Source organism: Chelativorans sp. J32, assembly GCF_000518985.1.
GTDB lineage: Bacteria > Pseudomonadota > Alphaproteobacteria > Rhizobiales > Rhizobiaceae > Chelativorans.
The window spans coordinates 271,150-295,962 of sequence record NZ_JAEQ01000003.1 but is presented as its reverse complement, the minus strand read 5'-3'; the positions used below and the strand labels follow the sequence as shown (position 1 = coordinate 295,962).

Below are 24,813 nucleotides of genomic sequence, written 5' to 3'. Positions count from 1 at the left end.
CCCCTGCTTGGGTGTTGGTCTTGGGATGTGGATAGGTTCCCGGCATTCCTGCCGTGGGCTCAATTCGCCCCTGATCTCTGCTCCTCTGCCCAACGCGCCGACCGCGCCGGGTCTCCAAAGGTGAAGAAGTGCACACCAGCTATGCCGAGCGAAGGATCGCTCGCCTGTGCCAGCGCCACTTGACCGAGCAGATCGTCCGGGGTCTCCCCCGAAAGCACGTTGCGCGCCAGCTCACTGCGCTCGCGCAGCACCCGGAGAGATGCGCCGACGCCGCAGCGGATCGCGTATTTGACGAGTTTCAGCCGGTCGGCGGGACCGGCCACGCCGACACGGACCGGTGCTTCCATGCCGTCTCTTCTGAGCTCCGACACGAAATCGATGATGGGAGCGGGATCGAAGGCGAACTGGCTTACCAGAAGGACATCGAGACCGGCACTTGCAGCCGCAGCGATCTTGGCTTTAAGCGCAGCGCGCAACACATCGCCGGGAATCCTGGGATGTCCCTCCGGATAACAGGCGATCGCAATCCGGCGAATACCATTCTTCTCCAGAAGGCCGCTCTGGATAATTTGGAGGGCCGCATCGAATTCGCCTGCAGGCTGGTCTCGGTCACCGCCCAGCACCAGCGCCCTCTCCACGCCGGCTTTGGATGCCAAACCGGCAAGCATATGTTCGAGATCGCGTTTGCTCGCGACATTTCGGGCCACGATGTGGGGAACCGGGATCAGTCCCGCCGACCTCAACCGTGCGGCAGCTTCGATCAGAACATCGGCGCTTTCGGTCGGAAGATTGGCAACGAAAACCTCCGTGCCCCGCGGCAGAATGCGGCTCACGTCCGCGAGCGATTTCGTGTCCCTAGATGTCACTTCGACGGAATAGGTACCGAGCAGCCCGGCAAGAGCCGCCCTTTCGTCATGCATCCATTGCTGAGGCATCAGCATCGGTTCCTCCCAGCACTCATTTGTGCATTCCGTCGGTATACAATTTGCAATTCCGAATGCCGCCTGTCAATCGCGCTGTGGGCACTCCGATGGAAATATCCAGAGGCCCGAGCGAATTTGGTCCCCGGGCCTAGAGGAAGAGAGATCCCGCTGTTCCGCTGCATTCGCCGTTCTATGGCGAGCGAGGCGAAGCCAGGGATATGAAACGAACAGCTCCTCCTAGAGAGCACCGTTGATCCAGCCATCCTCACCCGAAATGTATACTGAAATTCGCCTGCTTCAACCTAACCGATGCGTTCAAGATTGATTCCACCCTCGTCGGGGGATAGAAGCACCTGCTGATAGATGCTTCCATTACGTCGGGCGGCTTCCGGCCCGAGTCATCTCAAAGAGACCTTCCCGTGACTTTGCAGCCGGCAGAACTTGCCATCATCTTCATCTGTCTCGCCGCCGGCGGGGTTCTCAAGGGTGCGACCGGCGCAGGCGCACCCATCCTCGCCGTGCCGGCGCTGGCGATGATCTTTGACGTGAAATTCGCCGTGGTCGTGATGCTGATGCCTAACCTGCTCACCAATGTGTGGCAGGGGTGGCGTTTCCGCCGGCATCTGTTGCCGGGTTCGTTCCTTCTGCGCTTCGCCGGTGCAGGTATATTGGGTGTTCTCCTAGGCACGCTGATGCTCACCCATTTTTCGCAAAAGGCGCTCTCGCTCATCGTGGCCGGCGCTGTCGTAGGCTACATCGCGCTTCGCCTTGCCCGGCCCGACTGGAAGATAGCTTTTCCGCTAGCCTCCCGGTTGAGCATGCCGGCGGGCTTTCTAGCTGGCATGTTGCAAGGCGCAGCGGGGCTTTCCGCTCCGGCCTCCATCACCTTCCTAAATGCCATGCGCCTCGACCGGCAGATATTCATCGCGACGATTTCGTTTCTCTTCGTAGCCGTGACGTCGCTTCAGGTCCTCTCACTCAGCTTCCTCGGTATCTTCTCGGTCCATGGCGCGCTGATCAGCCTGCTCGCAATGCTTCCGATCCTCGCCTTCATGCCGGTGGGCGCCGCGCTGGCGCGCAGGCTGTCGCGGGAAAACTTCGATCGCATGATCTTGATCCTGCTAGGGTTCGTTGCCGCCAAGCTCATCTACGACGCGCTTTTGACCTGAACCCGTCTCAGGTCTTCCGGATAACGTCCTCGATCAGCTTGCCGGGCCGCGCCTCCTGTTCGAGCTGCTCGAACGTGCATTGGCGTGGATCCTTGTCGGGGCGCCATCGCAGGAGCCGCGTTCCATGCCGGAAGCGGTCGCCTGTCACCTGGTCATAGGTAACTTCCACCACCAGTTCATGCTTCAGCGGCTCCCATTCGCCGCTGCGCTCCGTCGCCCATCGGCTGGGGCCGCCTGGCGCACGCCCCGTAAAACCCGGCGGGCCCTTCAACTTTTCCAGCCTTCGCGTCAGTGCCGGCCGCTCCTCATTGCTGATCATGGAGGTGAAGCCGACATGATGCAGCTTTCCGGCATCGTCGAAGAGGCCAAGCAAGAGCGAGCCAACGAGATTGCTGTCCTTGCCGTAGCGAAAGCCGCCGACAACGCAGTCGGCCGAGCGAATCCGCTTCACCTTGAGCATCGCACGCTCGCCGCTCTCATACGGCCCGTCGAGCTGCTTGGCGATGACGCCGTCGAGCGCGCCGCCGGCGCGCTCGAGCCAGGCTTCGGCCTCTTTGCGATCGCGCGTGTAGGGCGAGAGCCGGATACCGGGAACCTCAGCCTTGGCAAGGAATCGCTCCAAGGCAGCGCGCCGTTCCGTGAGCGGCGCTCCCGTGAGATCTTCGCCATCCGGCGTCAGCAGCATGTCGAAGAGGATAAGAATGGCCGGCGTTTCGCGGGCCAGTTTGCGGATGCGGCTTTCTGCCGGATGGAGCCGCAATTGCAGGGCATCGAAGGAAAGGGTCTCACCGACGGGAATGACGAGCTCCCCATCCAGGATGAATTGGCCGCCCGGCAGCGCCCGCACAATCTCGATCACTTCGGGGAAGTAGCGGCCCAGCGGCTTGCCGGATTTCGCATAAAGCTCGATCTCATCGCCGCTGCGGTGAGCGAGGCAGCGAAAACCATCCCATTTCGGCTCGAATTCCCAGCCTGCCCCGTCCGGCAAGCTTTCCACCAGTTTGGCTTCCATCGGCGGAACCGGCCCGATTGCCGGTCGGTCCCTATTTCCAGCTGTGGATGTTCCCGGTGCACGAGCGGCCATGACACGTCCTGCTTAGAACAGGCAGAACGCCGCCACCCGGGCGGCGTTCCCATACCAGGACGTTCAGCGCCTATTGCACCACTCGCATCTGGCGCGCCGCTGCCACCATATTGGCGAGTGCGGGGCGCACCTCCTCCCATTTGCGGGTCTTTAGGCCGCAATCGGGATTGACCCAGATCTGGCTGGAGCGGAGCCCTTCACCTGCCTTGCGCAACAGGTTTGTCATCTCCTCCGCAGGCGGCACGCGAGGCGAATGGATGTCGAAAACGCCTGGCCCGATGTCGTTGGGATAACGAAAAGCGCGGAACGCCTGCAGAAGCTCCATTCTGGATCGCGATGTTTCGATAGAGATGACATCGGCGTCCATTGCCGCGATCGCATCGATGATCTCATTGAACTCGGCGTAACACATATGGGTGTGGATCTGCGTTTCCGGCTTCACGCCGGCCGAAGCAAGGCGAAAACACTCCACCGCCCAGTCGAGATAGGCAGACCTGTCGGCTTTGCGCAGCGGCAATCCCTCACGCAAGGCGGGCTCGTCGATCTGGATGATGCCTATGCCGGCCTCCTCCAAATCTTGGACCTCATCGCGGAGCGCGAGCGCGATCTGCCGGCAGACCGTTTCACGCGGCGCATCATCACGCACGAAAGACCATTGGAGCATCGTGATCGGCCCGGTGAGCATGCCCTTCACCGGCTTATCCGTGAGCGACTGAGCATAGCTAGCCCACTCGACTGTCATCGCCTGTGGTCTGTGGACATCGCCGAAGATGATGGGCGGGCGGACACAGCGCGAGCCATAGCTTTGCACCCAGCTCTGCTTGGTGAAGGCAAAACCCGTCAGCTGCTCGCCGAAATACTGCACCATATCGTTCCGCTCGAACTCGCCGTGCACGAGCACGTCGAGCCCGATTTCCTCCTGCCACCGGATGGCTTTGTCCGTCTCGCTCTTGAGGAAGGTGTCGTAATCGGCTGGCTTCAGTTCTCCCCTGGAATAGGCTGCACGCGCCCTGCGCACCTCCGCCGTCTGGGGGAAGGAGCCGATGGTCGTCGTCGGGAAGGCGGGCAACGCCAGCTTTTCCTGCTGCAACCTTCGGCGCTCGGCAAATGGCAGGGAGCGCCGCGTCATCGTCGGTGAGACCTCGGCAAGCCGGCCAGCAACGCGGGCGTCGTGCACGCGGGGAGAGGAAGCACGCACCGAAAGCGCCCGCGAAGCCGCCGCGATGAAGGAGCTGACATTCGCGCGATCGACCGAAAGCGCGTGCGAGATAACCGCGAGTTCTTCAATTCGTTGGACCGCGAAGGCAAGCCAACTCTTCAGTTCCGGATCAAGGCCGGTTTCGAGGCCCAGATCGAAGGGCACATGAAGCAGCGAGCAGGATGGCGCGAGTTGAAACCGTCCGGGATTGTCCTTTGCCAAAAGCTCCAGCCGGTCGAGAAGCGGGGCGATATCCGTGCGCCAGACGTTGCGCCCATCCACCACACCGAGCGAGAGGATCCGATCCTCCGGTATCGCACCCACCAGGCTGCCGATTTGTTCAGGCGCGCGAACGAGATCCACGTGGATCCCTGCTACGGGGAGGGCCGCCACGGTCGGCAGATTGTCCCCGAGCGCCCCGAAATAGGTAGCAAGCATCAGTTTCGGCGCACGCGCCGCAGCCAAGGCGTCATAGGCGAACCTATAGGCCTGCTGCTCCTCTTCCGTAAGATCGAGCACGAGGCAAGGCTCGTCCATCTGCACCCAGTCGGCTCCGGCTTGGGCCAGCCGCTTGAGCAGATCGGCATAGACCGGAACCAGCCGCGGCAGCAGCGAAAGCGGATCACCGCCGTCCTTGCGCTTGCCGAGCTTCAGAAAGGAAACGGGCCCAAGCAGCACCGGCCGCGTATGGAAACCCTGCTCCCTTGCCTCCCTGAATTCGTCAACCGCCTTTGTAGACGCCAGCCGGAACTGCTGATCGGCTGAGAATTCAGGCACCATGTAATGATAATTGGTGTCGAACCATTTCGTCATTTCCAGCGCCGGCACCCCGGTTCCGCCGTTGTGCAAATGACAGCATTCGTCTTCGCTGCCCTGACTGCCGCGCGCCATGGCGAAATAAAGCTCAAGCGGCACGGCGCCGCCATCCCAGCCGTAGATTTCGGGAATCGCCCCGACGGTCACCGCCATGTCAAGCACGTGGTCGTAAAGAGAAAAGTCGTTGGACGGAATGACACTGGCGCCTGCTGCCTTTTGCAGGCTCCAGTTCTCGGCGCGTATCTTCGCGGCTGTGGCAAGAAGCTCCGCCTCCGAGCTCTTACCGGCCCAGTAGTCCTCCAGCGCGAATTTGAGTTCGCGTCGCCGGCCGATGCGCGGCAAACCGAGCGTAGCAACAGGTATTTGGAACATGGATCTGACCCCTTGGATTGGGGGCATGGGCACGCGGACGCTTGGGCGAGACAGGCTCGCCCAGCAGCCACCGGGACACCCCGCCCGTGGACATTCTCATGCCGTGGCAGGTCTCCTGGCTCGCGGGTCATCGCCCTCTCCGCCTTCCCGGGATGTCCCAGTGGCATGTTGGAGAAAGGCTCGCCGCTTACAGTTGCGGGGGCAGCTTCGGCATTGCCAGTGCATCCGCTCCTGAAAACCGGAATCGGTTTCAGGTAGCGCGATTACATAAGCCCCACAGTTGTGCGTCTCGAAGAACGCACCGCTGTAGCGGCGCACCGAATTCCCTCTTCGCCCCGACGCGCGAACGTCGGGGAACCACGACATGGGCAAAGTCCCTCAAGCGGGATCAGGAGTCAAGAGACCATATAAAGAAATGTTTATATCTTTAAGTGATCCGAAATGCTGCCCAGAGGCAGGGAGGTTTCCCTCGCCCCAAATCATTGAGGCGAGGAACTTGGCGACTCAATCCCAGCTGAGCGCGCCGCCATTCTGGTATTCGATCACGCGCGTTTCGAAGAAGTTCTTCTCCTTCTTCAGGTCCATCGCCTCGGACATCCAGGGGAACGGGTTCTCCGTCTCGGCGAACACGGGCGCAAGGCCAAGCTGCGCACAGCGACGGTTGGCGATGAAGTGCATGTATTTCTCGCAGAGCCCCGCATTGAGGCCGAGGAAGCCGCGAGGCATCGTGTCGTGGCCGTAGGCTGCCTCCAGCTCCGCGGCATCCCGGAGCATGCCCCGCACCTCTTCCTGGAAGGCGGGCGTCCATAGATGCGGGTTCTCATGCTTGATCTGGTTGATGACGTCGATGCCGAAATTCAAATGAATCGACTCGTCGCGCAGGATGTATTGGTATTGCTCGGCGATCCCCACCATCTTGTTGCGCCGCCCGAGCGACAGGATCTGCGCGAAGCCGGTATAGAACCACATGCCCTCGAAGACGACGTAGAAGGCGACAAGGTCGCGCAGGAAAGCACGGTCTGCTTCCGGCGTGCCGGTGCAAAAATTCGGGTCGTCCAGATGGCGCGTATATTCCAGTGCCCAGGCCGCCTTGTCGGTGATGGACGGGACCTCACGATACATGTTGAACAGCTCGCCCTCGTCGAGGCCGAGGCTTTCCACGATGTATTGGAAAGTGTGCGTGTGCACCGCCTCCTCGAAAGCCTGGCGCAGGAGATACTGCCGGCACTCCGGATTGGTGAGATGGCGGTAGATCGCGAGCACGATATTGTTCGCTACCAAGGACTCAGAGGCGGCGAAAAAGCCGAGATTGCGCTTCACCATGCGCCGTTCGTCGTCCGTAAGCCCGTCGGGGGACTTCCAGAGCGCGATATCGGCCTGCATGGAAACTTCCGTCGGCATCCAGTGATTGTTGCAGCCCGACAGATATTTTTCCCAGGCCCAACGATATTTCAGCGGCAGGAGTTGGTTCACGTCGGCCCGCGCATTGATCATGCGCTTGTCGTCAACCGATACGCGCGCCGCACCCCGGTCGATGGTACCAAGGCCGGTAGCATCAACCTCGCCGGCGGGTGCTGCTTGAGAAGGATTGGCGCTCGGCTCGTTCCAGTTCAGCATGCCATTCTCCAGATATCATAGGTTTATAATCCGGTTGCCGCCTTGCTGATGCCCAGCACCCTCTCCCGCTATGCTGGGGAGAGGGATTAGCCGCAAAGCTCGGCTCCGGTCTCAAATGGGAGAGGTGAATCGGGCAGAGCCCGAGACGGTAAGGGTCTCCGCCGCGCCTACTGGCAAGCCTCGCATTCGGGATCGTCGATGGCGCAAGCCTTCACGCCATCCAACTCGAAAGCAGTCGGCTGCGGTGTCACCGCCACGGCATTGAGTTTCCCGTCCGAGCGTTTCAGCGTCGATTTCTCCACATGGGTCGCCGAGCGCGAGCGCAGGTAGTAAGTGGTCTTCAGCGCCTTCCTCCAGGCCAACCGGTAGAGTTCATCGAGCTTCTTGCCGGAGGGATTGGCAATGTAGAGATTGAGGGACTGCGCCTGGTCGATCCATTTCTGCCGGCGCGAGGCTGCCTCGATCAGCCACGCCGGATCGATCTCGAACGCGGTCGCATAGAGTGCCTTCAGGTCATCCGGAACACGGTCGATCTGACCGAGAGAACCATCATAATATTTGAGGTCCGAAACCATGACCTCGTCCCAGAGACCGCGCGCCTTGAGATCGCGCACGAGTGCGGCGTTCACCACGGTGAAGTCGCCCGACATGTTCGATTTCACGAACAGGTTCTGGTAGCTGGGCTCGATCGACTGCGAAACGCCGCAGATATTGGAGATAGTCGCCGTCGGCGCGATCGCCATGGTGTTGGAATTGCGCATGCCATGCTCCATGACGCGATTGCGCAGGCTCTCCCAATCGAGCGTCTGGCTGCGATCCATGCCTTCGACGCCGCGGGATTCGGCCACGAAGCCAATGGAATCGATCGGCAGCACGCCCTTCGACCAGAGCGAGCCCTGGAAGCTTGCATAGGCTCCACGCTCCTTTGCCAGTTCCACCGAGGCAGAGATGGCATGATAGGCGATAGCTTCCATGCTGCGGTCGGCGAATTCCACCGCTCCTTCCGAAGCATAAGGCAGCTTCAGCGCCTGCAGCGCGTCCTGAAAGCCCATCAGGCCGAGGCCCACCGGCCGGTGGCGCAGGTTTGAGCGCCGCGCCTCGGGGATGGTGTAGAAATTGATGTCGATGACATTGTCCAGCATGCGCATCGCGGTGGAAACCGTACGTGCCAGCTTTTCCAGGTCGAGCCCACTCTCGCTCACATGAGCGGCAAGGTTGACGGAGCCGAGATTGCACACAGCGACTTCATCGCTGGACGTGTTCAGCGTTATCTCGGTGCACAGGTTCGACGAATGCACCACGCCCACATGCTGTTGCGGCGAGCGCAGGTTGCACGGGTCCTTGAAAGTGATCCACGGATGGCCGGTCTCGAAGAGCATGGTGAGCATGCGCCGCCACAGCTCCACCGCACGGACCTTTTTGAAGACACGGATCTCTCCACGCGCCGCCTTTGCTTCATAGGCCTCATAGGCGGTCTTGAAAGCCGGGCCATAGAGGTTATGCAGATCAGGTGCCTCGTCGGGCGAGAATAGAGTCCACTCGCCATCCGCTTCCACCCTCTCCATGAAGAGATCCGGCACCCAGTTGGCCGTGTTCATGTCATGAGTGCGGCGGCGGTCGTCGCCGGTGTTCTTCCTGAGGTCCAGGAATTCCTCGATGTCGATATGCCAGGTTTCCAGATAGGCGCAGACCGCGCCCTTGCGCTTGCCGCCCTGGTTGACTGCGATCGCCGTATCGTTTGCCACCTTCAGGAAAGGCACGATGCCTTGGCTCTTGCCGTTGGTGCCCTTGATGCGCGCGCCCAGGCCCCGCACCGGAGTCCAGTCATTGCCGAGCCCGCCGGAATATTTCGCCAGAAGCGCGTTGTCCTTGATGGCCTTAAAGATGCCGTCGAGGTCGTCGGAAACGGTCGTCAAAAAGCAGGACGAAAGCTGCGGCCGCAGCGTGCCGGCATTGAAGAGGGTCGGCGTCGAGCACATGAAATCGAAGGAGGAGAGGAGCTGGTAGAACTCGATCGCCCGAGCCTCCCGGTCGATCTCGCGCACCGCAAGTCCCATCGCCACGCGCATAAAGAAGGCCTGCGGCAGTTCGAAACGAACCTCGTCCTTGTGCAGGAAATAGCGGTCGTAGAGCGTTTGCAGACCGAGATACTGGAACTGTAGGTCGCGCTCGGGCTGAAGCGAGGCTCCAAGCTTATTGAGATCGAAGCGCCCAAGCTCCGGGTCGATCATCTCGGCCTCTATGCCTGCCTTGATGAAGGCTTCGAAATAGGCGGGATAGCGATCGGCCATCTCCGTCTGCGTGGCCTGTGCGGGCCTGCCTTCCACGAAGCTCAACGCTTCGCGGCGCAGCTTGTCGAGAAGCAGCCGCGCGCTCACCTGCGCATAATTCGGCTCGGTCTCTACCAAGGTGCGCGCGGCAAGGATCGGCGCCAGCGAGAGCTCGTCAAGCGTGATGCCGTCATAGAGGTTGCGCCGCGCTTCGGTGAGGATGGCCTCGGCCGAGACCGCTTCCAGCCCGTGGCAAGCCTCCACCACGATCGCGGCAAGCCGCGCCTCATCGAGGAGCGCCCTGCTGCCGTCTTGCAGCGTCACGTGCAAAGATGGCTGAGGGATCTCGGCGACGCTGCTTGCCTGCCGCTCGCGCGCCCGCTCCTCGCGGTAGAGCACGTAGGCACGCGCCACCTTGTGATGGCCGCCGCGCATGAGGGCGAGTTCCACCTGATCCTGGATTTCCTCGATGTGGAAGGTACGGCCCGCCTCGCCGCGGCGAGTGAGCGCGGAAACGACTTGCTCCGTCAGTTCCTCCACGACCTCGTGCACACGGCGGCTACCGGCAGCCACCGAACCTTCGACGGCAAGGAAAGCCTTGGTCAAGGCGATGGTGATCTTGCCCGGATCGAACGGCGTGACCGAAGCGTTGCGACGGATGACGCGATACGCGGACTCCATTCGGACTTCGGCCGGATGAGCAAGGACCGGCATCGCGGCCGTTCCGTTGGAAAAGTGAGCGGCACTCGCCGACATGAAAAACCCCCGTGGTTGTTGACGGGGTTTCGCGAAGCATGCCGGACAGCAGCAGGTATGAACCGCCGCGATCAAGCGCACCGCCGGGACACCCCGCCCGTGGACGTTCAAAAGCTCGATCACGGCAGGTCTCCTGGCTCGCAGGTCATCGCTGCCGTCAGGCCTTCCCAGCGCCTTAAAGCACCAGTGGCATTACGCGACGGCAACTCGCTGCTTACAGTTGCGGGGGCAGCGCCGGCCTCTCACCGGCTTCCCTCTTAAGCTCTCGACCCTAGGACTCGACAGCACCGTGATGGCTATATCTAGTAGCCCAAGCAGGAGTCATGTCAACGGCTGGTGCTTCGCAAAATTTTCGAGTGAAGGGCTTGACTCAGGAAGCCTCGGGGTTCGGCCATGGGGATATTCAGGATTGCCCGAATTTTTCCACTGCCAGCGCCAGCGCTCCGTCGAGCGCATTCCCAAGCGGTGGCCGAAGCAGGTTCCTAAAAGGCTCGCTGAGATAAGGCGCGTATGGCTGCCCGAGTCCGCCGAGTAGACAAACGCGATCGCAGCCCTCCGGCATCACCGCATCGAGGGAAGCCTCGATCCAGCCCACTGCGTCGGCTAGAATTCTCCCGGCAACCGCGTCACCCTTTTCGGCATAAGCGAAGACCTCCGGCGCGAATGCGCCGAAATCCGCGGGGCGCGCGCGCTTTCCGAACACCACGATCTCGCGAGGATCTTCCTGGAAACGCGCAAGGATAGCTTCCGTCAGCGCGGAACCCAAAACGATACCGTCATGTGCAAGCAGGGTCTCTTCAAGCAGAGCGCGGCCGAGTCTTGCTCCGCTTGCCTGGTCGCCCAGCAGAAAGCCCCAGCCGCCGATGATTCGGATTTCTCCACCCGACTTTGCCCCGAACACGGAACCGGTGCCGAGAATGCCGGCCGCCCCGTCATGCGGGCCCAGAGCGCCGCGGACCGCGGCTGTTGCATCCGATTCCACGATGCTTTCAGCGAAGGGCAGCTTCTGCAACAACTCCTCGCCGAAACGCCCGACATTGGCGCCGGCCAATGCCAGGGCGGCTTTGGACGTGGAGAACTCCGGTTCGATACCCGCCTGCCTGCCCGCCCTTTCGACGGCCTCTAGGATATGCGTGAGGGAGCCGTCGAGATCGGTCATCACATTGGCAGGGCCGCTCTCGCCCCGTCCAAGCACCGCGCCCTCGGCATTGGCAACGATCGCCCGGCACCCGGTCCCACCGCCGTCCACAGCTACGAGATTCATCGTGCACACCCAACCGTTGAGCCATGACGCGCGCGCGTGCGCGTCCGGCCCGCGCGTGCATTCTCCAACTGCCAATATTGCTCAATCCTTTAATTTTGGTGCTGGAAAAGCGCAGCGGAATGTTCTTAACATGTCCGCAACCGGAAGTAAGAGGCGTAGAAGGCGGCGGGGCTGGGGTAGCCGTTTTCCCAATGATATTGAGGAACTTACGGCCATCCCGCCCGACCACGAATGCAATCGCTGGCTTATGCGGCGTTTCTGGAGGCGCCCCCGGGAGGAAGGAACAGAGGCGTCCAAGCCATGAGGGAGGAAGTTATGAAGCAGAACAGGGTGATGATGTTTCTGGCGGCATCAAGCATGCTCGTTGGGACGGCAGGCATCGCCGCGGCACAGGATGTGACGCTGACCATCGAGAGCTGGCGCAACGACGATCTCGCCATCTGGCAGGAACAGCTCATTCCTGCATTCGAGGCGCAGAATCCGGGCATCAAGGTCGTCTTCTCTCCTTCCGCACCGACCGAGTACAACGCGGCGTTGAACGCCAAGCTGGATGCGGGGTCGGCGGGAGACTTGATCACATGCCGCCCCTTCGATGCCTCTCTGGAACTTTTTAACAAGGGCCAGCTCGCGAATCTCACCGAGCTTCCCGGCATGGAGAACTTCTCCAATGTGGCCAAGGCCGCCTGGCAGACCGATGACGGTTCGGCGACCTTCTGCGTGCCCATGGCCTCCGTCATCCATGGCTTCATCTACAACAAGGACGCTTTTGACGAGCTGGGGCTGCAGGTGCCTCAGACGGAGGACGAGTTCTTCGCCCTGCTCGACAAGATCAAGGAAGACGGCAACTACATTCCCATGGCCATGGGAACCAAGGATCTCTGGGAAGCCGCAACCATGGGCTACCAGAACATCGGTCCGAATTATTGGAAGGGCGAGGAAGGCCGGCTGGCGCTCATAAAGGGCGAGCAAAAGCTGACGGACCCGCAGTGGGTCGACCCGTTCAGGACCTTGGCGCGCTGGAAGGACTATCTGGGCGACGGATTCGAGGCGCAGACCTATCCGGATAGCCAGAACCTCTTTACGCTTGGCCGCGCTGCGATCTATCCCGCCGGCTCCTGGGAGATCTCCGTCTTCAACACCCAGGCCGAATTCGAGATGGGTGCGTTCCCGCCGCCGGTCAAAAATGCCGGTGACACCTGCTATATCTCCGATCACACGGATATCGGCATCGGCCTCAACGCGAAGAGCCCGAATGCAGAGGCGGCAAAGAAATTCCTGACATGGGTGGCTTCCGACGAATTCGCGAAGATTTACGCCAACGCGCTCCCCGGGTTTTTCAGCCTTTCCTCGAAACCCGTCGAAATGGAAGATCCGCTGGCGCGGGAATTCGTCTCCTGGCGCGAGAAGTGCCAGCCTACGATCCGTTCTACCTATCAGATCCTGTCCCGTGGCACGCCCAATCTCGAAAACGAGACCTGGACGGCGTCGGCTAACGTGATCAATGGAACAGAGACGCCGGAGGCAGCGGCAGAGCGGCTGCAGGAGGGACTGGCGAGCTGGTACAAGCCGCAGCAGGGGAATTGAGAATTCGCGATCGGGAGCCAATCAGTCCCTCTCTTGCGATTTCCAACACTTAGCTTTCGGCTAGGGCGTTGTGATCTCTTTCTCCCCCGTCAGGGGGAGATGCGCCGCATCGGGCTTTTGCCGACAATCACCAATGTTGGCGATTTGCAGTAGCGACCGCGCGGCGCGCCTTATCTCCCCTTGGCCGGGAGAAACAATTCCTGGGCTTAGCAAAGCTAAGTCCTTGGAATGTAAGAGAGGGGTGGTGAACGCGGATGGGACAACCAGTTGGGCTTAACCGGGCGTAACTCATGCTAGCGCACAAAAGGCCGATCCGCTGGCACATCGCCGTGTTCCTGGCGCCGGCGCTTCTCGTTTATACCATCGTGATGATCCTGCCGCTTTTCGGCACGCTTCAGCTTTCGCTGTTCCGCGGTACCTCGGGGGGACAGGTTTTCGTCGGGCTGGAGAATTTCCGGACACTTCTCGGCGATCCCCGCTGGTCTTCGAGCTTCTGGAACGCACTGTGGAACAATGTCTGGTTCTTTATCATCCACATGCTGGTGCAGAACCCTATTGGCATCCTGCTCGCCGCCCTCCTGTCCAATCCGCGCCTGCGCCTGCGCGGCTTCTACCGCACGGCGATCTTCGTGCCGACCATTCTCTCCTTCGTCATAGTCGGCTTCGTATGGAAACTGCTCCTCAGTCCCATTTGGGGCGTCGCGCCGGGCCTGCTCGATCTTGTCGGCTTGAAGAGCCTGTTTGCTCCCTGGCTTGGCAAGGAGGAATATGCGCTGACGACGCTCGGGCTTATTTCCGTCTGGCAGTTCGTGGGCATTCCCATGATGCTGATCTACGCAGCGCTGCTTTCCATACCCGACGAGATCCTGGAAGCGGCCGAATGCGACGGCATCACCGGAATGGCGCAGTTCTGGAAGATCAAGCTGCCGCTTATCCTGCCCTCGATCGGCATTATTTCGGTGCTCACTTTCGTCGGCAACTTCAACGCCTTCGACCTGATCTATTCGAGCCAGGGCGCACTTGCGGGCCCGAATTTCTCGACGGACATTTTGGGCACGTTCCTTTACCGCACCTTTTTCGGTTTCCAGCTGCAGATCGGCGATCCGAATATGGGGGCGACAATCGCCTCCATGATGTTCTTCATCATCCTGGCAGGCGTCTGCCTCTATCTCTTCGCCATCCAGACGCGGCTGCGCCGCTATCAGTTTTGAGGCGAAGATGAGCAAGGCCCGCCATTCCCCCTGGCGCAGCGTTGCGGCCCATGCAGCGCTCATCACCTATACGGCGATCGCACTGTTCCCGGTCATCGTCATCATTATCAACTCGTTCAAGACGCGCCAGGCGATCTTCCGCTCTCCCCTCGCCTTCCCCGACGAAAAGAGCTTCAGCCTGATCGGCTATCAGACCGTGCTCGCCCAGGGCGATTTCTTCCTCTATTTCCAGAACAGCCTGATCGTCACGGTTGCCTCGCTCTTCTTCGTTCTCCTGTTCGGCGCCATGGCCGCCTTCGCGCTGGCCGAATATCGCTTTCGCGGCAACACGCTCATGGGTCTTTACCTTGCGCTGGGTATCATGATCCCGATCCGGCTGGGCACGGTCGCTATCCTCCAACTCATGGTGGCAAGCGGCCTCGTCAACACCCTTACCGCACTGATTCTGGTCTATACGGCGCAAGGGCTTCCGCTTGCCGTCTTCATCCTCTCCGAATTCATGAAACAGGTCTCCGACGACCTGAAGAATGCCGGTCGCATCGACGGCCTTTCGGAATACCGCATCTTCTTCCGCCTCGTTCTGCCGCTGGTTCGCCCGGCCATGGCTACGGTCGCAGTCTTCACGATGATCCCGATCTGGAACGATCTCTGGTTCCCGCTGATCCTGGCCCCCGCAGAATCCACGAAGACCATCACGCTCGGGGCGCAGATCTTCCTGGGTCAGTTCGTCACCAACTGGAATGCGGTCCTCGCCGCGCTTTCGCTGGCGATACTGCCCGTCCTCATCCTCTACCTCATCTTCTCCCGCCAGCTCATCCGCGGGATCACAGCAGGAGCCGTCAAATGAGCGAAAAGCAGCTGCGCGTGGTCGTTGCCGGCCTCGGCAATATGGGACGCAGCCATGCGCTCGCCTATCACCGCAATCCCGGTTTCGAGATCGCGGCCCTCGTCAACCGTTCAGCCGTGGATCTCGATGGCGAGCTTTCCGGCTACACGGTCGAACGCTCCTTCGAGGGGGCGTTGAAACGCGAGCTGCCTGATGCTGTTTCCATCAATACCTATTCCGACAGCCACGCCGATTATGCCGTGATGGCACTGGAGGCGGGCGCGCATGTCTTCGTGGAGAAGCCTCTGGCGACCACGGTGAAGGATGCCGAGCGCGTCGTGGCGGCGGCGAAGGCGAACGGCCGGAAGCTCGTTGTGGGCTACATCCTGCGCCACCACCCTTCCTGGCAGAAGCTGATCGCCGAGGCCCGCGCGCTGGGCGGCCCCTATGTCTTCCGCATGAACCTGAACCAGCAGTCTAGCGGCCCGACCTGGGAGACGCACAAGCAGCTCATGCAGACCACCTCCCCCATCGTCGACTGCGGCGTGCACTATGTGGATGTCATGTGCCAAATCACCGACGCCAAGCCCGTTGAGGTGCGCGGCATGGGCCTGCGGCTCTCCGACGAGATCGCGGCCGATATGTACAATTACGGCCACCTGCAGGTTCTGTTCGATGACGGCTCGGTCGGCTGGTACGAGGCAGCCTGGGGGCCAATGATCTCGGAGACGGCCTTCTTCGTGAAAGACATCATGTCGCCCAAGGGCAGCGTTTCCATCGTCATGGACGAGGGCGCCAAGTCCGACGACATCGACACGCACACCAAGACCGCCACCATTCGCGTGCATCGCGCGCAGCGTGGAGCGGACGGCCGCTTCGCCGCACCCGACGAGATCCTGCGAATGGAAGGTGAGCCTGGCCACCAGGAGCTTTGCGAGCGCGAGCAGGCTTTTCTCTTAAAGGCGATCCGGGAGGACCTGGACCTTACCCGCCACATGGAAGATGCGGTGCAGTCGCTGAAGATCTGCCTTGCCGCCGACGAAAGCGTGCGCACCGGGCGCGCCGTGAAATTGTGAGGACACTTTGGGTTCGCTGACGCTCGAAAACATCCGCAAATCTTTCGGCAGCGTCGAGGTGCTGAAGGGCATCGATCTCGACGTCCGGGATGGCGAATTCGTCATCTTCGTCGGTCCCTCAGGCTGCGGGAAATCAACCCTGCTCCGCGTCATCGCAGGGCTTGAAGACGCCACCTCCGGCAAAGTGCTGATCGACGGACAGCCGGTGGACAACGTGCCGCCTGCCAAACGCGGCATCGCCATGGTTTTCCAGAGCTACGCCCTTTATCCCCACCTCAACGCACGCGACAATATGGGCCTTGGCTTGAAGCAGGCCGGCCGCCCAAGAGAAGAGATCAAAGCGCGTGTGGCCACCGCATCCAAGATGCTCGGCCTTGACGAATATCTGGATCGCCGCCCTGCCGAGCTCTCAGGCGGCCAGCGCCAGCGCGTTGCCATCGGGCGCGCCATCGTGCGCAATCCGAAGCTCTTCCTCTTCGACGAGCCGCTTTCCAATCTCGACGCGGCGCTTCGCGTGAACACGCGCCTGGAAATCGCAAAACTTCATCGCGAACTAAAGGCCACGATGATCTATGTCACGCACGACCAGGTCGAAGCGATGACGCTTGCCAACCGCATCGTGATCCTGAACGCCGGCCGCGTCGAGCAGATCGGCACGCCAATGGACCTCTACAACCGCCCGGCAAATCTCTTTGTGGCAGGGTTCATCGGATCGCCCAAAATGAACTTCATCGAAGCGGAACGGCTAGGGGAGTCAGGGGCGAGCACCCTTGGCGTGCGGCCAGAGCACATAACCGTCGATCCCGCCTCGGGCGACTGGAAAGGCATCGTCCTGCATGTGGAGCATCTGGGCGCGGACACGATCCTCTATCTCGATACCGAGAAGGCCGGACTTATCACCGCGCGGCTTTTCGGCGAGCATCAGTTCGCACCGGACGACATCCTCTTTGCCACACCCCAGCGCCAGCGCATCTATCGCTTCGATTCGGAGGGGAAAGTGGTGGCCTGAAATTATTTGGGTGTGTACCGGCTTGCCACCTAGCAACGTTGACGTAAACGTAATTCATCCGTAACAGTTGACGCATAGGATTGTCGCCGTCACGACAGCCAGCCATTGCCAAGGAGCAGTTCATGACGATGGATGAAATCGCCGGTAAAATCCGCGAACGCTTCTCTGGATCTGGCTTTGACAGTTCGGTCAAGTTCGACTGCGGGGCGGACGGGGTGGTCCTGATCCAGGACAGCACCGTCTCCACAAGCGATGGCCCGGCCGACTGTGTGATCAGCGTCAGCAAGGATGACCTGGCAGCGATGATTGCCGGCGAGCTCGACCCGACGTCCGCCTTCATGCAGGGAAAGCTCAAGGTCGATGGCGACATGATGGTTGCCATGCAATTGAGCCAGGTGATCTGAACGCTCAGGCCGAGAGGCTTGCCGCCAACAGCACCAGGCCGAGGACAAGCACCATCAGCGCACCGGCGATTTCGATCCCGTTGTGAATGCGGGTGCTCCAAGCACCACCGCCGGAGAGAGCCACGGCCCAATTTTTCGCGGAGACCGCCAGCGTCGCCAGTAGCGACACGGTGATCGCGGTGCCGAGTGCCATCGCGAAGACGGAAACAATCCCACCCAGCCAGAGCGCGTTGAGGAAGGAAAAGGTGAGCACGATCAGTGCTCCCGAACAGGGCCGCATGCCCACAGCCGCCACCGCCGACCAGGCGCTGCGCCAGTCAAGCCGGTCGCCCGCAAGGCGGGAAGGATCGGGCGCGTGCGAATGGCCGCAGGAAGAGCAGACCTCGCCTGCGGCGTGGTGATGATGATGCCCGTGATCGTGACCATGGCAATGGTGATGCCCATGGTCATGGTCATGATGGTGATGCTCGCCCGCATGCGCGGCGGAAAGGCTGTGCATGGGCCGACCCCTCCTGCGCTGGACGAGCGGACTAAGCTTGCGCCACAGGAGCCAGGCGCCGAAGGCGGCGATCAGGGCAAAGCTGACCGTCTCCAGAAACCATGTGGCATCCGTCATGGAGATTGACGTGCCTCTGAGAAGCAGGAACACGGCGGCCATCAGGACAATCGCGGTAACGGCCTGGAGAATGGCAGAGGCAAAAGAAAGGACCACCCCGCGTCTCAGCGCCACTTCGTTGGCCAGCATGTAGGAAGAGATCACCGCCTTGCCATGGCCCGGGCCCGCCGCGTGGAAGACGCCATAGGCGAAGGACAGGCCGACGAGGACCCAAAGCTGCGAGCCGTCGTCTCTCATCGCCTTCAAGGCGCCCGTCAGCGAGCGGTAGAAACTCTGCTGCTCGGCATTTACCCACTGCAGAAGGCCCGCAAAGGGCCCGACGGGCGCGATCGAAGGTTCTGCCGTACCGATGCCGAGCGAACTTTGCGCATAAGCGGGCGCAAGGAGGATAGCGAATGCGGTTATGATGAAGAAAATTTTTGCGGTGATATCCAAGTGCTTCGTCATGGCTAACCGTTGCACGTGAGCTCGAGCTTGGTCGCGAAGATCTTGCTGAGATCGTTGCCGGTCGGGTCGTTGAAAAAGGCTTCCGTCAGCGTCGCCTGGTTCTGCGCGATAGCGTCATCCGGATCAGGCCGGACAACGGTGCTCTTGCAGTCCTGCGGCAGGTTCTCGACCGCAAGATATTCGTCCTCGGTGAAGTCGATCGCGGTGTAGAAGGTCGGATCGTAGACGCCAAAATCTACCTTCCCTTTGAGTTCCAGCGGGTCCTTGGGCTTCGATTCGAAGAGAAGGATCAGCTGGTTGTCGGTGAAATCCGCTATCATCTCGGCCGGAGCCTCCATGGCCACATCGCGGCCATTGGCGCTGACGACCTGAAAGTAATTGTAATCGGCGAGCGAGTCATGAACCACGCTCGCCACGTCTTTCAGCTCCTCTTCATCGAGCTGCAGATCCTTGTTCTTGTCGAACTCGACGAGAACTGTGCTGGAAAAGAGATCGTCGAAACGCCAAACATGGCGCAAGGCTTCCACCTTGCGATCCGGCCCGATGGCCACGTCCAGCCGCGCCTCCGCGAAAACATGCGGATGAGCCGATGCTTGTGAGGCGCAAATAAACAGTCCGGCGGCCCCGGCCAGCGCCGCTTTCCTCGTCCTACCCCGCATGCTGGACATCCCTCGCTTCTTTGTATCCAGATTTGTGCAAATGATCCCGGCGAAATTGGGACTTATTAAAGCTCCGTCTCGGGACCGCAATTCTCCTTGAGCCATTGCGCGAGAAAATCGACCAGCGCTCGCACTTTGGCCGGCAGATAGCGCCGGTGCGGATAGACAGCGAAAATGCCCGCCCCATCGGTGATGAAATCATCCAGAACGGTAACAAGCCTGCCAGCCCTAAGCTCCGGCAGGGCAATGAAATCCGGTACGAAGGCAAAGCCGATGCCCGCCACTGCTGCCGCACGAACTGCCAAGGGGCTGTTGGCCTCGATGCGGCCGGAAACGGGCACGGTAATTGGCACACCGTCCGCCTGAAACGGCCAGTTATGGCGAAAGCGGCCGTTCGTATCGATGATGCAGGGCAGCTTCTGCAGATCGCGCGGATGCGTCGGCAGTCCATATCTTTCGATCAGCGCCGGCGAGGCGCAGACAGGCATACGGAACGGCGCGAGCCGCCGCGCAATGAGCGAAGAATCATTCAGCTTCGTGATTCGTATGGCAAGGTCGAACCCCTCTTCGACCAGGTCCACAATACGGTCGTTCAGATCAATATCGAGAGTGATCTCAGGATGGGCGATGGCGAAATCGATCAGCGACTGCCCGATCGGCGCGTCCGCGAAGGTGCGCGGCGCAGACAATTTTATGCGACCACTGACCCCGCTCGCCGATTCCCGAACCGTTTCCGAAAGCGTGTCGATCTCACGCACGAGTTCCAGCGCACGCTGGTAATAGAGCTGGCCCGCCTCGGTGAGCGAAAACTTCCGCGTCGTGCGATTGAGCAGCAGCGCGCCCAATTCGTCTTCGAGTTCCCGCACATATTTGGAAAGCAGCGCCTTCGACCGGCCGGACCTCCGCGCAGCGGCTGAAAATCCTTCCGCTTCCGCGACTTGGATGAAAGCGCGCATGCGCGTGAGCGTATCCATATTTACACGCCAGCGAGAATTTCTGTGGCGAGCCGGATGAGCTGGCGGTCGCTGCCGGCCGGCCCGAGAAGGGAGATGCCGAAAGGCGCGCCATGAACCTCACCCAAAGGTATCGAGATTTGTGGCCAACCGAGGAGACCTGCCATCGAGGTCAAGGCCAGACCCTTGTGCCTGTAGCTTTCCTGTTCCTCCAACGTGGAGATTTTCAGCGGCGCGGCCGAGGGCTGCGTCGGCATCACCACAACCATGTCCGGACGCATCAGCGCTGCGAAATCGGCCTGGAAATCCCGCCGTTTCCGCCTCGCCTGCTCAACGGCTGATTCGCTGATCGAGCGGCCATAGGCGAAGCGCTCCTTGACGCCTGGCCCGAGTTCCCGGTCACGCCCGGAAAGAAAATCTGCGTGGGAAGCCCAGGCTTCGTAGGCCTGTATCTGCCGGAAGACCTCGTAGAGTTCCTCGATTTCCCCCGGAAGTGCCATGAAGCCGGCGGATCTGCCGAAATGATCCAGCACCCGGCCAAGCATCTCGCCATAGGCATCCTCCTCGGCCCCGCCGAAGAACCGCGCCTCGAATTCGGAGATCCGAACGGGCGTGCGCAGAGTATCGCGATGGGAATCCTCGCCCAGAAGGACCTCGCCGACAGCTTCATAAATGCCGGCATCGCGTGCAAACCAGCCAAGCGTATCGAAGGAGGGAGCAAGCGGCATGGCGCCTTGCATGGTGATTCGGCCGTGGGTGGTCCGCAGACCGATGAGGCCGCAGAAGGATGCCGGGATCCGCACCGACCCGTTCGTGTCCGAGCCGATGGCGAAATCGACGATCCCCCCCGCCACGGCAGCCGCCGACCCGGAAGAGGAACCGCCGGTCACGCGCTCCAGCGCTCTGGAATTTATCGGCGAAGCGAAATGCGCGTTCATCCCCATCATGGAAAACGCAAGTTCGTCCGTCTGGGTCTTGCCCGCGAACACGGCGCCGGCGTCGAGGAGAGCCTGGATCGTAGGAGCGGTTGCGGCTGCCCGTGCGTCCTCCTTCTGCGGATTTCCACAGCCTGTCGGATAACCGGCAACGTCAAAGATGTCCTTCACCCCGAAGGTGAGTGCGCGCAATCGCCCCGTGGGTGACGATGGCACCCCGACATCCGGATAGTCCACGAAGGCGTTCAAGCTGTCCCGCGTCCCGGTCATTTTTGGAAGCTCCTTTTATGGCAGGCCGGCAGACAATCGGCGCGTGCCGGGGATTTTTCAAGCGCAGTCCAATTTTGCATTGATTGTGACAGCGAACTTACCTATATCGCGCCTTGCCCAAAGTCGCACGTGCCTGTGGGTGTCCGCCGGGCCTCGAAATGGCGAGGAAACCGGTACGGTACCTGGACCTAACCGCTCCAGTCGATCTTACGGCCAACCGAGGATCGAGGACATCTTGAAGCAACGACGGTGCGGGCCTTTCTGGTGTCTGCCGGTTGTCCAAAAACCGGGGTTACTGAAGAGGCACACCTTCATTGCCGGCAGTGCGGAGGGTTTTCCCATCCAAAGCTGAGGCAGACAAAGCGAGCCTTCGCCTTGCGGCGGAAGCTCATCGCAATGCGCAGATGCGTCAACGGCCGGTGATCTCCACCCTCCGGTCGCGGTAACGCAAAGGCGCATCCTTTGTCCACCGCGGGCCGCAAGGCTTGCAGACCTTGAGCTTTCTGGCGGCTTCAGCCGCCGACGGAGGGAAATGATGGCCACCCAGCGCATCCTCGATTTTCTCGCCACCCGACGACCCGATGGCCCCTGCCTCGTGGTCGATCTCGACGTCGTGCGCGAAAACTATCTCGCCTTCGAGCGGGCCCTGCCCGATTCCAAGATCTACTACGCGGTGAAGGCCAATCCCGCGCCAGAGATCCTTCGGCTGCTTGCCTCGTTGGGCTCATCCTTCGACACGGCTTCCGTCGCCGAAATCGAAATGGCGCTCGATGCCGGCGCCTCGGCCGACCGCATCTCCTATGGCAACACGATCAAGAAGGAGCGCGATATTGCGCGCGCATACGCGCTCGGCATCCGCCTCTTCGCTGTGGACAGCATCGAAGAAGTCGAGAAGGTCTCGCGCGCGGCGCCCGGCAGCAAGGTCTTCTGCCGCGTTCTGACGGACGGCGCCGGAGCCGAATGGCCACTCTCGCGCAAATTCGGCTGCGTCCCGGCCATGGCTGTGGACGTTCTGCGCCGCGCCAAGCAAATCGGCCTGGATGCCTACGGGGTTTCGTTCCACGTGGGTTCCCAGCAGACGGATCTTGCCGCCTGGGACCGCGCGCTGGGCGATGCACGGATGGTCTTCAAGGCCTTGGCCGACGAAGGGATCGTGCTCAGGATGGTCAATATGGGCGGCGGTTTTCCGACGCGTTACCTGCGTGACGTGCCGGAAGCCCAGGCCTATGGCCAAGCCATCTTCTCGGCATTGCGGAAGCATTTCGGCAACCGCATTCCCGAGACGATCATCGAGCCTGGCCGCGGCATGGTCGGCAATGCAGGAGTCATCAAGTCGGAAGTCGTGCTCATCTCGAAGAAGGCCGACAACGACAATGTGCGTTGGGTCTATCTCGACATCGGCAAGTTCGGCGGCCTCGCCGAAACGATGGACGAGGCGATCCGCTACCCGCTGGTGACCCGACACGATGGCAGCGAGACCGCGCCTTGCGTGCTCGCCGGCCCGACCTGCGATTCGGCGGACGTGCTCTATGAGAAGACCCCCTATCCTCTGCCGGTCTCGCTTACGATCGGCGACGAGATCCTGATCGAGGGCACGGGGGCCTACACGACGACCTACGCGTCGGTCGCCTTCAACGGCTTCGAGCCTCTTCGAGCCTATGTGATCTGAGAGCGCCGCTCTCGGATCCAGCCTGCGCGGGCGTTTCGCCCGCGTCCATCTTTCGTAGAACACCCTTTTCGAAGGAACGGGGACATGTCCCAGCACGCCATGAAGGCCGCCCAATCCCAGGATAGCGTCTTCTCCGGGTTCGGAAAGGCGTTCGATCCTGTCTTCTCGATCACACAGGAAACGGCTGCGGACATTCCGGCCCGCGAGGCGCTTCTCGACCATGCAATGGGCCCGAAGAGGAGGCGAAAGTCCTCCGAGAAACTGCGGCGCGGGCGGGTGCCGGCGGAGGGCCTGGCCTTCATCGCCCGTACAGCCGACGGGGCACTCGCCGGGACCGTCCGTCTTTGGGACATACGCTTGGGCCATGGCGGTGCACCCGCGCTGCTGCTCGGACCGCTTGCCGTCGCCCCTGACCTGAAGGGCGCAGGCATCGGATCGGCCCTTATGCAGCATGCGGTCTCGGAGGCCGCCAAGATGGGTCACCGGGCGATCCTGCTCGTTGGCGATGCTCCCTATTACGCGCGTTTCGGCTTCTCGGCGGCCAAAACCGATCGGCTCGCGATGCCGGGACCCTACGAGAAAGATCGCTTCCTCGCCCTGGAACTCGTGGAAGGGGCGCTCGACGGAGCGAAGGGAGTGATCCAGCCCGCGGGGCGAAAAGTGTCGATCGCCGCTTAAGCATCGGTCAGCCGGGTGGAAACACCCGGCGGCGTTATTTTTCCTTTCGCCTCTGGCTGCGCGCTCTGAACCAGAAAACGAGAAAGAACGCCGCCACGAACAGCGCTGCTACCAGGCCGGCGGCGACCGTCGAGTAGTCCCCCACCCAGACCATGATCCGCGGCATCAGAAAGCCGATAATGCCGAACCCGATCAGGATCACGGCGGCCGCAATGATCGGCCCGCTGTTCTCTTTCATATACGCCTGCCCATGGACGGGCTCTCGCCGTTTCGCCCGATCACCCTGCTCTGCCTAAGATTGCTCGCCACGCGCTCTTTCCCTGAAAATCTCGAGCCGCTCCATCTGCTGTCCGTTGCTATCGAAATTTTCCGGCGCAAGCCAGAGTTCCATGCTGCGGCGTATCGCCGGCCATTCGTGATCGAGCATCGCGAACCATGCCGTGTCGCGGTTCTCGCCCTTGACCACCATATGCTGACGGAAAATGCCTTCGAACTGGAACCCGAAGCGGAGCGCGGCACGTTTCGAGGGTTCGTTGCTGTCGTTGCACTTCCACTCGAAGCGGCGGTAGCCGAGATCATCGAAGATATGCCGGGCGAAAAGAAAGAGGGCTTCTGTCGCCAGCCGCGTTCTCGCCACCGCGGGGCCCCAATAGATGTTGCCGATCTCGGCCACGCCGTTGGCCCTATCCATGCGCATGAGTGCCTGTCGGCCGCCGATCTTGCCTGACGCCGCATCGATCACGACAAAAAAGAGGGGATCGATGCTCTCCGAAGCCTTCCCAAGCCATGCCTCGAAAGCCTCGCGGCTCTGGGGAGCGTAGTCGCCCAGCCAGCGAAAGCGCTCCGCCGCATCCGGAACGCTTGACACCGCGAAAAGTCCTTCGCCATGCGCGGCCGGATCGAGCGGCTCCAGCCGCACATAATTTCCCTCCAATGCCGCCCGGACTGGCATCGGCCGGGCGGTCCAATTCTGCAAATCCTTCAAGATCGGCCTCTTGATTGACGTT

General features: G+C 61.2%; 21 protein-coding genes and 2 riboswitches. Of the genes, 9 read left to right on the top strand and 12 right to left on the bottom strand.

Annotated elements, in window-relative coordinates; all coding sequences use genetic code 11:
• Nucleotides 1–59: 59 nt before the first annotated feature.
• Nucleotides 60–941, bottom strand: a complete 882-nt coding sequence (locus CHEJ32_RS0106975) for a methylenetetrahydrofolate reductase (RefSeq protein WP_028033219.1) — start codon at nucleotides 939–941, stop codon at nucleotides 60–62.
• A 401-nt stretch (nucleotides 942–1,342) separates the two neighbouring features.
• Here CHEJ32_RS0106975 and CHEJ32_RS0106970 point away from each other — a divergent pair, with 401 nt between their 5' ends.
• Nucleotides 1,343–2,092, top strand: coding sequence for a sulfite exporter TauE/SafE family protein (locus tag CHEJ32_RS0106970; RefSeq protein WP_198023832.1), 750 nt, complete (start codon nucleotides 1,343–1,345; stop codon nucleotides 2,090–2,092).
• Between the two features lie 7 nt (nucleotides 2,093–2,099).
• Here the strand turns inward: CHEJ32_RS0106970 and CHEJ32_RS24105 are convergent, their stop codons facing one another.
• The 5 genes from CHEJ32_RS24105 to CHEJ32_RS0106945 form a co-directional block, all read right to left on the bottom strand.
• Nucleotides 2,100–3,176, bottom strand: a complete 1,077-nt coding sequence (locus CHEJ32_RS24105; protein WP_051469522.1) for an ATP-dependent DNA ligase — start codon at nucleotides 3,174–3,176, stop codon at nucleotides 2,100–2,102.
• Nucleotides 3,177–3,246: 70 nt separating this feature from the next.
• Nucleotides 3,247–5,562, bottom strand: coding sequence for a 5-methyltetrahydropteroyltriglutamate--homocysteine S-methyltransferase (gene metE / locus CHEJ32_RS0106960; RefSeq protein WP_028033217.1), 2,316 nt, complete (start codon nucleotides 5,560–5,562; stop codon nucleotides 3,247–3,249).
• 87 nt (nucleotides 5,563–5,649) lie between these two features.
• Nucleotides 5,650–5,939, bottom strand: a riboswitch (cobalamin riboswitch).
• Nucleotides 5,940–6,066: 127 nt separating this feature from the next.
• Nucleotides 6,067–7,179 (bottom strand): ribonucleotide-diphosphate reductase subunit beta, encoded by a 1,113-nt coding sequence (locus CHEJ32_RS0106955; RefSeq protein ID WP_034657993.1) that lies wholly within the window; start codon nucleotides 7,177–7,179, stop codon nucleotides 6,067–6,069.
• A gap of 167 nt (nucleotides 7,180–7,346) precedes the next feature.
• Nucleotides 7,347–10,163 carry a ribonucleoside-diphosphate reductase subunit alpha gene (locus CHEJ32_RS0106950; protein WP_051469521.1) on the bottom strand — a complete coding sequence of 939 codons (2,817 nt, stop codon included), beginning with the start codon at nucleotides 10,161–10,163 and terminating at the stop codon, nucleotides 7,347–7,349.
• A 147-nt stretch (nucleotides 10,164–10,310) separates the two neighbouring features.
• Nucleotides 10,311–10,512: riboswitch (cobalamin riboswitch) on the bottom strand.
• Nucleotides 10,513–10,608: 96 nt separating this feature from the next.
• A complete protein-coding gene (locus CHEJ32_RS0106945) occupies nucleotides 10,609–11,469 on the bottom strand; it encodes a BadF/BadG/BcrA/BcrD ATPase family protein (RefSeq protein ID WP_028033214.1) in 861 nt (286 codons plus the stop codon).
• A gap of 315 nt (nucleotides 11,470–11,784) precedes the next feature.
• On the opposite strand from CHEJ32_RS0106945, the gene CHEJ32_RS0106940 reads away from it, so the two are divergent.
• The 6 genes from CHEJ32_RS0106940 to CHEJ32_RS0106915 all read left to right on the top strand — a co-directional run bounded on the left by CHEJ32_RS0106940 (nucleotide 11,785) and on the right by CHEJ32_RS0106915 (nucleotide 17,579).
• Nucleotides 11,785–13,053, top strand: a complete 1,269-nt coding sequence (locus CHEJ32_RS0106940; protein WP_028033213.1) for an ABC transporter substrate-binding protein — start codon at nucleotides 11,785–11,787, stop codon at nucleotides 13,051–13,053.
• Nucleotides 13,054–13,343: 290 nt separating this feature from the next.
• Nucleotides 13,344–14,264, top strand: coding sequence for a carbohydrate ABC transporter permease (locus CHEJ32_RS0106935; RefSeq protein ID WP_028033212.1), 921 nt, complete (start codon nucleotides 13,344–13,346; stop codon nucleotides 14,262–14,264).
• A 7-nt stretch (nucleotides 14,265–14,271) separates the two neighbouring features.
• A complete protein-coding gene (locus CHEJ32_RS0106930) occupies nucleotides 14,272–15,111 on the top strand; it encodes a carbohydrate ABC transporter permease (protein ID WP_028033211.1) in 840 nt (279 codons plus the stop codon).
• The gene (locus tag CHEJ32_RS0106925; protein ID WP_028033210.1) at nucleotides 15,108–16,166 is read left to right on the top strand and encodes a Gfo/Idh/MocA family protein; all 1,059 of its coding nucleotides are present in this window, start codon (nucleotides 15,108–15,110) and stop codon (nucleotides 16,164–16,166) included. The genes CHEJ32_RS0106930 and CHEJ32_RS0106925 overlap by 4 nt, the downstream gene beginning before the upstream one ends.
• Before the next feature lie 7 nt (nucleotides 16,167–16,173).
• Nucleotides 16,174–17,175, top strand: coding sequence for an ABC transporter ATP-binding protein (locus tag CHEJ32_RS0106920; protein WP_028033209.1), 1,002 nt, complete (start codon nucleotides 16,174–16,176; stop codon nucleotides 17,173–17,175).
• A 122-nt stretch (nucleotides 17,176–17,297) separates the two neighbouring features.
• Nucleotides 17,298–17,579, top strand: coding sequence for an SCP2 sterol-binding domain-containing protein (locus tag CHEJ32_RS0106915; protein ID WP_028033208.1), 282 nt, complete (start codon nucleotides 17,298–17,300; stop codon nucleotides 17,577–17,579).
• A 4-nt stretch (nucleotides 17,580–17,583) separates the two neighbouring features.
• On the opposite strand, the gene CHEJ32_RS0106910 is transcribed toward CHEJ32_RS0106915, so the two are convergent.
• From CHEJ32_RS0106910 to CHEJ32_RS0106895, 4 genes are all read right to left on the bottom strand, one after another.
• Complete coding sequence (locus CHEJ32_RS0106910; protein ID WP_028033207.1) at nucleotides 17,584–18,642, bottom strand: nickel/cobalt transporter; 1,059 nt, start codon at nucleotides 18,640–18,642, stop codon at nucleotides 17,584–17,586.
• Between the two features lie 2 nt (nucleotides 18,643–18,644).
• The gene (locus CHEJ32_RS0106905; protein WP_028033206.1) at nucleotides 18,645–19,301 is read right to left on the bottom strand and encodes a DUF1007 family protein; all 657 of its coding nucleotides are present in this window, start codon (nucleotides 19,299–19,301) and stop codon (nucleotides 18,645–18,647) included.
• 65 nt (nucleotides 19,302–19,366) lie between these two features.
• Nucleotides 19,367–20,275, bottom strand: a complete 909-nt coding sequence (locus tag CHEJ32_RS0106900) for a LysR family transcriptional regulator (protein ID WP_028033205.1) — start codon at nucleotides 20,273–20,275, stop codon at nucleotides 19,367–19,369.
• Nucleotides 20,276–20,277: 2 nt separating this feature from the next.
• A complete protein-coding gene (locus CHEJ32_RS0106895; RefSeq protein ID WP_028033204.1) occupies nucleotides 20,278–21,459 on the bottom strand; it encodes an amidase in 1,182 nt (393 codons plus the stop codon).
• 535 nt (nucleotides 21,460–21,994) lie between these two features.
• Between CHEJ32_RS0106895 and odc2 the strand changes: the two genes are divergently transcribed.
• Nucleotides 21,995–23,128 (top strand): ornithine/lysine decarboxylase, encoded by a 1,134-nt coding sequence (odc2, locus tag CHEJ32_RS0106890; protein WP_028033203.1) that lies wholly within the window; start codon nucleotides 21,995–21,997, stop codon nucleotides 23,126–23,128.
• A 99-nt stretch (nucleotides 23,129–23,227) separates the two neighbouring features.
• Entirely contained in the window at nucleotides 23,228–23,806 is a 579-nt protein-coding gene (locus CHEJ32_RS0106885; RefSeq protein ID WP_051469532.1) for a GNAT family N-acetyltransferase, read from the top strand.
• 34 nt (nucleotides 23,807–23,840) lie between these two features.
• On the opposite strand, the gene CHEJ32_RS0106880 is transcribed toward CHEJ32_RS0106885, so the two are convergent.
• Both CHEJ32_RS0106880 and CHEJ32_RS0106875 read right to left on the bottom strand, forming a co-directional pair.
• A complete protein-coding gene (locus CHEJ32_RS0106880) occupies nucleotides 23,841–24,044 on the bottom strand; it encodes a hypothetical protein (RefSeq protein WP_028033201.1) in 204 nt (67 codons plus the stop codon).
• Between the two features lie 54 nt (nucleotides 24,045–24,098).
• Complete coding sequence (locus CHEJ32_RS0106875) at nucleotides 24,099–24,791, bottom strand: GNAT family N-acetyltransferase (RefSeq protein ID WP_028033200.1); 693 nt, start codon at nucleotides 24,789–24,791, stop codon at nucleotides 24,099–24,101.
• Between the last annotated feature and the right edge of the window lie 22 nt (nucleotides 24,792–24,813).

What these genes read in the sequence shown, in the direction of transcription:
- CHEJ32_RS0106955 (WP_034657993.1), bottom strand. Translation starts at nt 7,179, where the DNA reads ATGCTGAACTGGAACGAGCCGAGCGCCAATCCTTCTCAAGCAGCACCC.
- CHEJ32_RS0106950 (WP_051469521.1), bottom strand. Translation starts at nt 10,163, where the DNA reads ATGCCGGTCCTTGCTCATCCGGCCGAAGTCCGAATGGAGTCCGCGTAT.
- CHEJ32_RS24105 (WP_051469522.1), bottom strand. Translation starts at nt 3,176, where the DNA reads ATGGCCGCTCGTGCACCGGGAACATCCACAGCTGGAAATAGGGACCGA.
- CHEJ32_RS0106880 (WP_028033201.1), bottom strand. Translation starts at nt 24,044, where the DNA reads ATGAAAGAGAACAGCGGGCCGATCATTGCGGCCGCCGTGATCCTGATC.
- CHEJ32_RS0106885 (WP_051469532.1), top strand. Translation starts at nt 23,228, where the DNA reads ATGAAGGCCGCCCAATCCCAGGATAGCGTCTTCTCCGGGTTCGGAAAG.
- CHEJ32_RS0106935 (WP_028033212.1), top strand. Translation starts at nt 13,344, where the DNA reads ATGCTAGCGCACAAAAGGCCGATCCGCTGGCACATCGCCGTGTTCCTG.
- CHEJ32_RS0106900 (WP_028033205.1), bottom strand. Translation starts at nt 20,275, where the DNA reads ATGGATACGCTCACGCGCATGCGCGCTTTCATCCAAGTCGCGGAAGCG.
- CHEJ32_RS0106895 (WP_028033204.1), bottom strand. Translation starts at nt 21,459, where the DNA reads ATGACCGGGACGCGGGACAGCTTGAACGCCTTCGTGGACTATCCGGAT.
- CHEJ32_RS0106930 (WP_028033211.1), top strand. Translation starts at nt 14,272, where the DNA reads ATGAGCAAGGCCCGCCATTCCCCCTGGCGCAGCGTTGCGGCCCATGCA.
- metE (WP_028033217.1), bottom strand. Translation starts at nt 5,562, where the DNA reads ATGTTCCAAATACCTGTTGCTACGCTCGGTTTGCCGCGCATCGGCCGG.
- CHEJ32_RS0106975 (WP_028033219.1), bottom strand. Translation starts at nt 941, where the DNA reads ATGCTGATGCCTCAGCAATGGATGCATGACGAAAGGGCGGCTCTTGCC.
- CHEJ32_RS0106925 (WP_028033210.1), top strand. Translation starts at nt 15,108, where the DNA reads ATGAGCGAAAAGCAGCTGCGCGTGGTCGTTGCCGGCCTCGGCAATATG.
- CHEJ32_RS0106945 (WP_028033214.1), bottom strand. Translation starts at nt 11,469, where the DNA reads ATGAATCTCGTAGCTGTGGACGGCGGTGGGACCGGGTGCCGGGCGATC.
- CHEJ32_RS0106940 (WP_028033213.1), top strand. Translation starts at nt 11,785, where the DNA reads ATGAAGCAGAACAGGGTGATGATGTTTCTGGCGGCATCAAGCATGCTC.
- odc2 (WP_028033203.1), top strand. Translation starts at nt 21,995, where the DNA reads ATGGCCACCCAGCGCATCCTCGATTTTCTCGCCACCCGACGACCCGAT.
- CHEJ32_RS0106910 (WP_028033207.1), bottom strand. Translation starts at nt 18,642, where the DNA reads ATGACGAAGCACTTGGATATCACCGCAAAAATTTTCTTCATCATAACC.
- CHEJ32_RS0106915 (WP_028033208.1), top strand. Translation starts at nt 17,298, where the DNA reads ATGACGATGGATGAAATCGCCGGTAAAATCCGCGAACGCTTCTCTGGA.
- CHEJ32_RS0106905 (WP_028033206.1), bottom strand. Translation starts at nt 19,301, where the DNA reads ATGCGGGGTAGGACGAGGAAAGCGGCGCTGGCCGGGGCCGCCGGACTG.